The sequence below is a fragment of the Sedimentitalea todarodis genome, from assembly GCF_032595355.1.
Taxonomy (GTDB): Bacteria; Pseudomonadota; Alphaproteobacteria; order Rhodobacterales; family Rhodobacteraceae; genus Sedimentitalea; species Sedimentitalea todarodis.
In genome coordinates this window covers 1-7,202 of sequence record NZ_JASMWN010000056.1, presented here as the reverse complement: position 1 = coordinate 7,202, position 7,202 = coordinate 1, and the positions used below count along the sequence as shown (strand labels likewise).

The window sequence follows — 7,202 nt, the reverse complement described above, 5'->3', positions numbered from 1 at the left end:
AATGCCAGAGCCGCCAAAAGAGTTGGTGCGCTGTTGCTGAGCAAATTACGAGCAAGCTTGCCTAGTTTCATGAATACGTCCTCTTTCAAAACAGCCCAGCCACTAACTGAGCCAAATTTTGCTCAGGTGGGATTAAAACTGTACGACCGTTGAATACACTTAGGTTATCATAAAATGCTTGAGGAAGCATCCTTCGATAGCCTTGGCCTTGGCTTCGCCAAACATATCCTCAGGTTGCGCGCCACTCTTCGAGATCATGTCACAGCGCTACGAACGGGGTTCGATTATTCAGCTTTTAATGCCATACGCATCACGCTGCGTCCAATTTCATGTGACCGTGAATCATTGCCGCGCGAATGGCATCATCCATTTGGGCTATGCAGTGCAAAAAGTTGGCGTCTATCATGTTCCAAATAGTTGGTGGTTAGGGCGGATGAACACACAAGATCTCGATTTCACTTTGAAGATCTATGACGCTGTCGCGGACCCAATAGCCTGGCAGCCTGTTCTCGATGAGGTCGTTGACCGTACGAAGGCACACGGGAGTATTGTCTTCGAGTGGAATGAGACCGGGGGAAGCCGCCATCTAACCGCTCCTCTACATTCGGGCCGCTATCCGGCCAGTCTGCTTTCGCTCTATCTCGACAAATGCGCTCATCTCGAGGAGCGCGATCAGGACATCGTCCGCAAGCATACTGCTGATTATGACGCCGTCGAGCTATTGGATGACACCTTGATTGCATCAACGTCAGAAGAACTGCGCCGTAGTGAGCACGTGAAGTTCCTGGAATCCATCGGCATCTTCCATCGTGCTGCCGGGGTCATGAACAAAGACAATCGGTGGATTTCTCTTTTCTCGTTGCAACTCGGGGCGGGTCGACCCCAGCTTTCCGATCAAGAGCGATCCTTTCTAAGTCCGCAACTACCACACCTCGCTAAAGCCTTGGATTTGTCGATCCCATTTCGGCAACTTCACCAACGTTACAAGGCTGTTCTATCTGCGATGGATCAGCTGACGATTGGGTTGTGCGTTCTCGATCAACGTGGCTTGATCGTGGCCCGCAACGAAGAATTTCAACGGCAACAAGAGGCATATCGCAGCCTTCGTGTTGGGGCGGATGGGCGTTTGTTGCTCGGTAGCGCCAATGCCAACAAACGTCTGTCAGACCTGATGGAACATGCGACACGTCACGGCCAGTTTGGGGCGAGACCGCGGAAGGAAAGCATATTGAGCAACCCTACCGATGCTCTCTGCGTCGAAGTCTCGCCGTTGCATAATGCTTCAGAGATGGGAAGCGCCACCTTTGATGGCTTTCTGATCTGCTCGACCGACACCAGCCTTCCAATGCTCTGCAATGTAGAGCGCGTCGGCGCGGCTTTTGGATTGACGAATACTGAAACGGCCCTTGTCGAGCCGATTGCCCAAGGGCTGACGAACCCTGAAATCGCCGACCGACGCGAGCGTGCGGTCGCGACCATCAACGTTCAAATCAAGGCGATACTTTCAAAGTCTGGCTGTGCCAACCGCACCCAATTTGTGCGTGCGATGATGCGTTTCGGAACTCAATTTTTGCGCGATGACGCGCCCAAGAAGGAATAGTAGTATGGATGTTTTTTCACAGATCATGGTCGGAATTGTGATCGTGGGTCACGTAATCTTTGCGGTTATGCAGGCTTTCTTTTGGCCATTTGTTGCAAAACGGTTGCTGAAAATTGAGGATGCTGGTGCTGTGGCTCAGACCACGACAGTAGGAAGGAGTTTTGCCTCCTACAATTTAAGTATCGCAATAGGACTTGGCTTGAGTTTTCGCCTACCCGAAAACGTTCTCTATGATGTCCAACTGGCGGTAATGGCGCTGATCGTGTTCACGGCAATTGTAGGGTACCTTGGCACGAAAAGCATGGTCATACTATTGGGCCGCTTAATACCTGCAGCAATTTCTTTGTTACTATTAGCGTCACTCGCATAATCATGCCGACCGTCTGACCTGATAAGGGTCGACTCCGGGTCAGGGCAATCGCGTTTGTCTCATGATGTGACTAACTGATTGAGAAGGCTTAGAAGAAACGCATCGCTCCATCCCGCGCCACACTACACGACTCCCTCGGTTTTCGATCGTTTCAGGGTTAGCCTGTGTGTTCCATCCCGGACGATCACATTGACCCTCGGCGCTCTGCCCTTTTCATGGCAAGATCGATCTTGGGTGAGGTTCGGAACGGAGGACGAGAATGCTGATCCAACTTCATAAGCAGGCGACGACGACGCCGAAGATCAGGGCTGCGATCCAGGCGAGCGACGATCGAATGGTTCAAATTCACCGATGACCAGCTCAAGGACATTCCGCAGCAGATTGACACCAGCACGGCGCGGGGTGTGGGCCGTCTGAGCGCGGCCACAGAGGTGGCGGCAGGCAAAGGGGCTCGAGAGGGTGCCATGGCCTCACAGACCGCCCTGGAGGCGCTCAAGCGCACCGTGGAGGCCTATGACGCCCGTAGACGGCAGATCACCCGCGCAGCGGCTCTGGGCCTGCCTCTGGTCTTCTCAGCCGCTTTGATCGCGGCTTTCCTCTTCGCCAGCTTTGTCATCCCCGCCCTGCCCCAGGACTGGCAATGGCCGTGCAGCCTCATCGGAGCTGAGTTCAGGCCAAATATCGATCCGGATAAGACAACGACGTTCTGTGTCATCGTCAGGGAGTGAAGCGGAAGGGTTGTAGAAGGCACTGTCTGTAGCTTGCTGCCCTGCCCTTTCTGATTTTTTCTGCAATTCAGAGGGGAGCCGACAAGCGAAACAGTGCTCCTTGAGCGCGTCCAGAGAAAATCCGGGTGTTATATATGTGTTAGATTCTGTGTTACGTTCAAAAAACGTCGCGCAATCCTATGATTGTAAGGGTCTTTTTTGGCACCCCCGTGTGTAGAGTCACGAAAGAGCGTGTGTAGAGTCACGAAAGAGCGTGTGTAGAGTCACGAAAGATGCATCAGCGTGTGTGAAATCACGAATCTCTTGACGACCGTGTGTGAAATCACGAAAGTCGCTGCATGGTGTGTGAAATCACGAAAGACAGCCGATCCCCTCTCCTTCCCGATCGCCAGGATCAGAAGGATTTTTTCGTATGCGATATCTTTGATGCTGCGCCCAAGGGCGATATGGCGTCGATGGCGCACCCGATTTTCTCGCTCTCAACCAAGCCTGACCATCAGCCCCGCCGCTACGAGGATGAAAGCGGCAAGAACTATGTCGAGGTTCGCCCCTCTTCCGATGGTCTTGCCACGATCCATGATCGCGATGTCCTGATTTATTGCATCAGCCAGGTCATCGCTGCCCTCAATGAGGGGCGACAGGTGCAGCGGGTGGTGCGGCTCAAGGCTTACGATATGCTCAAGGCCACGAACCGCGTGACCGATGGACGTGGCTATAAAGCTCTGCGTGCGGCGCTTGTCCGTCTTCAGGGCACTCAGATCGAGACGAACATCAGCACCGGGGGCACGGAACAGCTTGACATATTCAGCATCATCGACCGTGCCCGGATTGTAAGGGAAACCCGTGACGGCCGAATGCAGGAGATCGAGATCGAGCTGTCGGACTGGGTATTCAATGCGATCCGAGCTCAAGAAGTCTTGACCCTGCATCGCAACTACTTCCGGCTGCGCAAGCCATTGGAGCGCCGCTTGTATGAGCTGGCCCGCAAGCATTGTGGGCGGCAAACTCAGTGGCGCGTCGGTCTCCCCGCCCTTCAAAGGAAATGCGGATCGACTTCGACGACGCGCGAGTTCCGTCGGCTGATCGGTGCAATCATCGAACAGGACGAAGCGCATCATCACATGCCCGATTACGCGATCCGACTGGACGGTGAGATGGTCGTCTTCGAGAACCGGGGCACAATGGATGCGCGCGTCAGTGATGTCGTGGACAATACAATCAGGCTCGGTTTTGGCGCGCATGAACGGGCTCGCGCCGCCGCGCCAGGCTGGGACGTTCATTATCTGGAGCAAGTTTGGCGAAGTTGGATGGCCGATGGTGGCCTTGATGCGCCGCGCGACCCTGACAAGGCCTTCGCCGGATTCTGCGCCAAGTGGTTTGAGAAGCGCGGCCAACCCTAAATGCTAGGATCATAGCGGCCTAGCTATCTGCAAATTTGCAACTCTCGAAACCTAAATTCCTGCATTCCGCGAAGCCTAGCTTGCTCGTATTCTATTTTCCTCACACCCTAGGATCTAATGATAATAGAAAAATAGGAGGCAGCAGTGATCATCTCCCTAATTTCCCAGAAAGGCGGCGTCGGCAAGAGTGCCCTCGCTAGGCTTCTAGCAGTTGAAGTGGCTCGCGCGGGTTGGACTGTGAAGATCGCCGATCTCGACCCGGCCCAGGGTACTTCGACCAAATGGAAAGCACGGCGCGATCAGTCCGGGCTTCACCCAGAAGTTGCGGTCGAAAAGTATCGAACCGTTGATCGTGCAATCAAGGAGGCCGAACGCTTCGACCTCATGATCCTCGACGGACCGGCCCATGCCGAGCAGGGAGGCCGCATCATGGCGCAAAACAGCGACCTCGTCCTCATGCCGACCGGCTACAGCCTCGATGACATGGAGCCGCAGATCGAAGCGGCTTACGAGTTGGAGGATAATGGGGTGCCTTCGGATCGGATTTTCTTCTGTTTCTGTCGAGCCAAAGGGTCCGAGTCCGAAGATCGCGCCGCACGCTCTTATCTCGCCAAGGCACGAGTGAATGTGCTTGATCCGATTTTCCCGGAGCTGGCTTCTATCCGACAGGGACACGGAGAAGGGCGATCTGCATCGGAAGTGCCGTTCCCGAAGGTTCAGGAAAAAGCGATTGCGGTTGCTCAAGCGATCATGAACCGCCTGCCAGGCATGAAGGAGGCCGCGTGATGTCCAAGGGTCTCCAAATTGCAGAGCCGCCGCGTCGCCGCCTGAGTGGGGCAGGGGGCACTGAGCGTCAAAAACCCGCCGAAGTTGCTAAGTTCGATCACGTGGCTGAGGATGAGAAGGTACAATTCAACAAGCGCGTCACGCGGCGCGTCGCTGACGGGTATGAGATACTTGCCATCCGAACCCGTCGCAAAGTGCCTGACCTCTTGGCGGAAGCGCTGAGCCTTCTTGAAGAAAAGCATGGAAAGATCTAGCTTCCTAGGAAACTAGCACGGTAAAGCTGACCGACTATCAACTCGCCTTCAACAGGTGACATTCCAATCGGCCTTTCTCAGGCATGACGAGGATATTGGGTGTTTGATAATCTAATCTCAACGCCTTAAGGATGATCACGCCCGTTTCGTTGTCGGCGATGTAGCCACGAAACAGGGTTTCTTCGTACTGCTCATTGAAATCTAAAGTTGGATCGTCTGCGAAACCGAGACTTATTTCTGTCATGTGGGCATCGAGTAACCCATACCAGACCGTCACAAAATCACCGTCTTGAGACAGATAGCAGTTCAATCGCATCGTATCATGTTGGTTCTGATCCACGCCTTGAAGATCAAGCTCATAGACGGCCACTCCTCCGGGAAACGCGAAATCCAGCTCGAAAAATCCATGCTGTGCTGGATTGAACGTCATATTTTACCCTCCAGGTCGTCATGCCGTTGCTTGTGGCTTTAGGGTAGGGGAGCCGTTCTTTGTTGAGAAGCGCTTAGTTGAATAATTACATTTTTGTCGTTATATTTGTTCTATGACGTCACCCATATTCATATGGGACGAGGACAAGAACCTCTCCAACCAGCGGAAGCATGGCCTCAGCTTTGAGATTGCAGCCCGTGTGTTCCTCGATCCGCTGCACCTCTCAATGCAGGACCGCATCGAGAATGGCGAACCGCGCTGGCAGACGGTTGGCCAGATCGACGGCTTAGCGGTCGTCCTGGTGGCTCACACATTCATAGAAGAGGGACCAACGGACGAAACAGTTGAGGTGATCCGCATTATCTCTGCTCGTCCCGCAACACGTAGAGAAAGGAAGCGATATGAAAATGGTTAAGCACACACTCGATACGCTCCCGCCTTTGACGGAAGCACAGAAAGACGACCTCAAGCGACTGGCGGCAATGCCGGATGATCAGATCGACACGAGCGACATTCCCGGGCTGACGGATGCGCAGCTTGCTGAAATGCATCGGCCTGAGCATTACCGCCCATTGAAGAAGCAGATCACAGCACGCCTAGACGCTGATGTCTTGGCCTGGCTCAAGGCTGGTGGCAAAGGCTATCAGTCCCGGATGAACGCAATCCTGCGACAAGCAATGCTGAACGCGAAGTAATTGGTCCGTCCTGAACAACTCATATCTATCGGTTTTTATTTGATAACAGTACGATTTTGTTGAGCGGAAAGTGCAGGGTTTGGTATTATGGGGGCAGGAACTCTGCAATTTTGAGCCGTAAAATGAAGCCACGAAAGCCACCTCCGGAACAAGACGATCTCCTGCGTTCCCGATTGGTCGAGATGATCGACATGCGCCACGAATTGGTGAAGCTAGGAACCCTGATTGACTGGGATGTCTTCGAGCGTGAATGGGCGGGGTTCTTTCCGTCCTACACCGGCCGCCCGGCGACCATGACGCGCCTGGTTGCCGGCCTACTTTATCTTCAACATGCCTATGCGCTCTCGGACGAAGCAGTGGTGGCGCGATGGGCCGAGAACCCGTATTGGCAGCATTTCTGCGGCGAGACGTTCTTTCAACAGCGACTGCCGCTTGATCCGTCATCCATGACGCGCTCTCGGCGAATGTGCACATTCGCCTGCCGGCAATGGATGGCGCCAACGGATTGGTGAGGAAGGTGTCGAATGGATGCTGACGCAGACCATCGAGGCCGGGCAACGCGCTGGTGTGGTGAAAGGTAACGACCTTAAGCGGGTCACCGTTGATACCACCGTGATGGAAAAGAATATCGCCCATCCAACGGATGCTCGGCTGTATGAAACCGCCCGGCGCAAGCTGGTCAGGTTGGCCCGGGAGGCCGGGATCGCGCTTCGCCAGAATTACAACCGTCTCGGGCCTCGTCTGGCTGGTCAGGTCGGGCGCTATGCCCATGCCCGGCAATTCAAGAGAATGCGCAAGGCGCTGCGCCGGCTCAAGGGTTGGAGTGTTGGCATCGTCATGGCGCTGATCGGCAATCCTGATCGTTGGTACCTGTGTCTTGATCGAACCAACTGGAAGATTGGCAAATCCGATGTCAACGTCCTCGTGTTGGCCGTGGTC

9 protein-coding genes and 1 pseudogene are annotated in these 7,202 nt (G+C 54.4%); 9 read left to right on the top strand and 1 reads right to left on the bottom strand.

The window, feature by feature from the left end:
* Positions 1–256: 256 nt before the first annotated feature.
* The 6 genes from QO231_RS25620 (at position 257) to QO231_RS25595 (ending at position 5,138) form a co-directional block, all read left to right on the top strand.
* Positions 257–1,600 carry a helix-turn-helix transcriptional regulator gene (locus QO231_RS25620; RefSeq protein WP_316783027.1) on the top strand — a complete coding sequence of 448 codons (1,344 nt, stop codon included), beginning with the start codon at positions 257–259 and terminating at the stop codon, positions 1,598–1,600.
* Between the two features lie 4 nt (positions 1,601–1,604).
* The gene (locus QO231_RS25615) at positions 1,605–1,970 is read left to right on the top strand and encodes a DUF1304 family protein (RefSeq protein WP_316783024.1); all 366 of its coding nucleotides are present in this window, start codon (positions 1,605–1,607) and stop codon (positions 1,968–1,970) included.
* A gap of 464 nt (positions 1,971–2,434) precedes the next feature.
* A complete protein-coding gene (locus tag QO231_RS25610) occupies positions 2,435–2,698 on the top strand; it encodes a hypothetical protein (protein WP_316783021.1) in 264 nt (87 codons plus the stop codon).
* 338 nt (positions 2,699–3,036) lie between these two features.
* Positions 3,037–4,098 carry a replication initiator protein A gene (locus QO231_RS25605; protein WP_316783019.1) on the top strand — a complete coding sequence of 354 codons (1,062 nt, stop codon included), beginning with the start codon at positions 3,037–3,039 and terminating at the stop codon, positions 4,096–4,098.
* Between the two features lie 144 nt (positions 4,099–4,242).
* Positions 4,243–4,884 carry a ParA family protein gene (locus QO231_RS25600; RefSeq protein WP_316783016.1) on the top strand — a complete coding sequence of 214 codons (642 nt, stop codon included), beginning with the start codon at positions 4,243–4,245 and terminating at the stop codon, positions 4,882–4,884.
* Complete coding sequence (locus QO231_RS25595) at positions 4,884–5,138, top strand: hypothetical protein (RefSeq protein ID WP_316783013.1); 255 nt, start codon at positions 4,884–4,886, stop codon at positions 5,136–5,138. The genes QO231_RS25600 and QO231_RS25595 overlap by 1 nt, the downstream gene beginning before the upstream one ends.
* A 37-nt stretch (positions 5,139–5,175) precedes the next feature.
* On the opposite strand, the gene QO231_RS25590 is transcribed toward QO231_RS25595, so the two are convergent.
* Positions 5,176–5,568 carry a hypothetical protein gene (locus QO231_RS25590; protein WP_316783011.1) on the bottom strand — a complete coding sequence of 131 codons (393 nt, stop codon included), beginning with the start codon at positions 5,566–5,568 and terminating at the stop codon, positions 5,176–5,178.
* Positions 5,569–5,680: 112 nt separating this feature from the next.
* On the opposite strand from QO231_RS25590, the gene QO231_RS25585 reads away from it, so the two are divergent.
* The 3 genes and pseudogenes from QO231_RS25585 to QO231_RS25575 form a co-directional block, all read left to right on the top strand.
* Positions 5,681–5,983, top strand: coding sequence for a BrnT family toxin (locus QO231_RS25585; protein ID WP_316783009.1), 303 nt, complete (start codon positions 5,681–5,683; stop codon positions 5,981–5,983).
* Positions 5,970–6,263: a BrnA antitoxin family protein gene (locus QO231_RS25580; RefSeq protein ID WP_316783006.1), complete on the top strand. Its 294-nt coding sequence runs from the start codon at positions 5,970–5,972 to the stop codon at positions 6,261–6,263. The genes QO231_RS25585 and QO231_RS25580 overlap by 14 nt, the downstream gene beginning before the upstream one ends.
* 122 nt (positions 6,264–6,385) lie before the next feature.
* Positions 6,386–7,088, top strand: a pseudogene (locus tag QO231_RS25575) (IS5 family transposase); the annotation flags it as partial.
* Positions 7,089–7,202: the final 114 nt, after the last annotated feature.

Coding starts and splice junctions, on each gene's coding strand:
- QO231_RS25585 (WP_316783009.1), top strand. CDS start 5,681: ATGACGTCACCCATATTCATATGGGACGAGGACAAGAACCTCTCCAAC.
- QO231_RS25610 (WP_316783021.1), top strand. CDS start 2,435: ATGGCCTCACAGACCGCCCTGGAGGCGCTCAAGCGCACCGTGGAGGCC.
- QO231_RS25620 (WP_316783027.1), top strand. CDS start 257: ATGTCACAGCGCTACGAACGGGGTTCGATTATTCAGCTTTTAATGCCA.
- QO231_RS25605 (WP_316783019.1), top strand. CDS start 3,037: ATGGTGTGTGAAATCACGAAAGACAGCCGATCCCCTCTCCTTCCCGAT.
- QO231_RS25615 (WP_316783024.1), top strand. CDS start 1,605: ATGGATGTTTTTTCACAGATCATGGTCGGAATTGTGATCGTGGGTCAC.
- QO231_RS25580 (WP_316783006.1), top strand. CDS start 5,970: ATGAAAATGGTTAAGCACACACTCGATACGCTCCCGCCTTTGACGGAA.
- QO231_RS25595 (WP_316783013.1), top strand. CDS start 4,884: ATGTCCAAGGGTCTCCAAATTGCAGAGCCGCCGCGTCGCCGCCTGAGT.
- QO231_RS25590 (WP_316783011.1), bottom strand. CDS start 5,568: ATGACGTTCAATCCAGCACAGCATGGATTTTTCGAGCTGGATTTCGCG.